Below are 1,818 nucleotides of genomic sequence, written 5' to 3'. Positions count from 1 at the left end.
CCAACCCTAGAGCTGCCGCGGCGCTGCAGCCCCCCCCCTACCCCCAGTGAGCTTTTTTCGAGTTTCGTAAACCTCCTCGGGGGGGGGGGGGGGGGGTCCCCCCCCCCCCCCCCCCCGAGCCGGTCATTCAACTTTTCAGCGGACCTGGTCCACGTCGACGAGGTCGACGCGGATACCGCGGCCGCCGATGGCACCCACGACGGTACGCAGAGCACGTGCGGTGCGGCCGTTGCGACCGATCACCTTGCCGAGGTCGTCGGGGTGGACCCGAACCTCGAGCACCTGCCCGCGGCGTAGGTTGCGCGAGGCGACCTGCACTTCGTCGGGGTTGTCCACGATGCCCTTCACGAGGTGCTCAAGAGCCTCCTCGAGCATGCTCAGGCCTCGGTCGACTCGGCGGTCTCGGCCTCAGCCTCGTCCGCCTTCTTGTCGGCCTTCTTCGCCTTCTGCGTGATGGCCTCGCCCTTGCCCTCGCCGATGCCCTCGAGGGCCTTGGCGAACTCGTCGAAGGAGCGACGCTTGCTCTCCTTCGTCACCGGCTGGAGCAGCGGCGCGGGGGCCGGAAGGCCCTTGTGCGCCTGCCAGTCACCGGTCAGCTTGAGGATGGCGAGCACAGCCTCGGTGGGCTGGGCGCCGACCGACAGCCAGTACTGCGCACGCTCGGCGTTGACCTCGATGCGCGACGGGTTGTACGTCGGGTGGTAGATACCGATCTCTTCGATCGCGCGACCGTCCCGACGGGTACGGGCGTCGGCGACGACGATGCGGTAGTGCGGCTGGCGAATCTTGCCGAGACGCTTGAGCTTGATCTTGACTGCCACTGGAGTGGTGTCTCCTGAACTTGACGTGGTTGGGCACATGAGATGCCACGTGGGGTTGCGGTACTCGGGTGCCCGATGGACGCGTCAGCCGGAGGAGAGAGGGGTCCTATGCGACTGTCGAGTACAGCTGTCCATTGTGCCATACGCCCGAGTCGCCTCGCCCTCCCGGTCAGGAGGCGAGGGCGGAGACCGCGACCTCCGGAATGCGGAACGGCTTCATGCAGCCGCCGCACACGATCGGCGCCTGGGCCAGCACGGACGGGACCACCCGCACATTGCGGCCGCAGTCACACACCGCCTTGACGCGGACCCCTCCGCCGGAGGAGCCGTGCCGGGCGGCCGGCCCGCGGAAACTGCGCTTGGTGTCGGCGGCCGTCGCGACCGTGTGGGCCTTCAGCGCGCGCTGGAGGCGCTCCATGGTCGGGCGGTAGCGCTTCTTCGCCTCCGGGTTGAGCGAGACCAGGGAGAAGCCGCTGCTCGCGTGCGGCTCGTCGACGTGGTCCAGCCCCATTTCCTCGGCGATCGCGAGGAACCTGCGGTTGTGGTAGCGACCGGCGCGCGAGGTGTCACGCACGCCGCGTGCTGCGGCGATGCCGTGGACTGCCTCGTGCAGCAGTCGCTCGAAGGAGAGCTCGGCGCCACAGGCGGACGAGGACTCTCCGATCAGGGACTCGGGCGCGGCAAGGTCAGGCAGCTCGGAGTGGTACCGCTGAATATCGGCCCACGCCTGCGCCAGCTCTGCGGCGAGAACAGGGGGTGTCGTGCTCACGTCGTGACAACGAGCCGGAGTGCCCCGGTGTTCCGATTCCGGGCCATTCCAAATTTTTTGCACGTACCAGTCAGTTCAGTCTCATGCGTCCCGACGAGGACGGGTGCGCAGATCTCCGGAGGAGTCGGTACGTAACGAGGACTAACGGCGTCCGCGGGGGCGGGCGGGGGGGGCCGCGCGGCCGGGCGGGGGCGGGGCGGCCGGGGAGGGGCGGGGGCGGGCGCGGGG

The 1,818-nt window shown here is 69.3% G+C and carries 3 protein-coding genes; all 3 read right to left on the bottom strand.

Annotated elements, in window-relative coordinates:
• Nucleotides 1-135: 135 nt before the first annotated feature.
• Nucleotides 136-375: an RNA-binding protein gene (locus ACWF9Z_RS05840; protein WP_030011889.1), complete on the bottom strand. Its 240-nt coding sequence runs from the start codon at nucleotides 373-375 to the stop codon at nucleotides 136-138.
• A gap of 2 nt (nucleotides 376-377) precedes the next feature.
• Nucleotides 378-821 (bottom strand): 30S ribosomal protein S16, encoded by a 444-nt coding sequence (gene rpsP / locus ACWF9Z_RS05835; RefSeq protein ID WP_356658180.1) that lies wholly within the window; start codon nucleotides 819-821, stop codon nucleotides 378-380.
• A 169-nt stretch (nucleotides 822-990) separates the two neighbouring features.
• Nucleotides 991-1,590 carry a hypothetical protein gene (locus ACWF9Z_RS05830; RefSeq protein ID WP_453597814.1) on the bottom strand — a complete coding sequence of 200 codons (600 nt, stop codon included), beginning with the start codon at nucleotides 1,588-1,590 and terminating at the stop codon, nucleotides 991-993.
• Between the last annotated feature and the right edge of the window lie 228 nt (nucleotides 1,591-1,818).

This window comes from Streptomyces sp. NPDC054961 (assembly GCF_053609145.1).
This window is presented reverse-complemented; position numbering and strand designations above follow the sequence as displayed.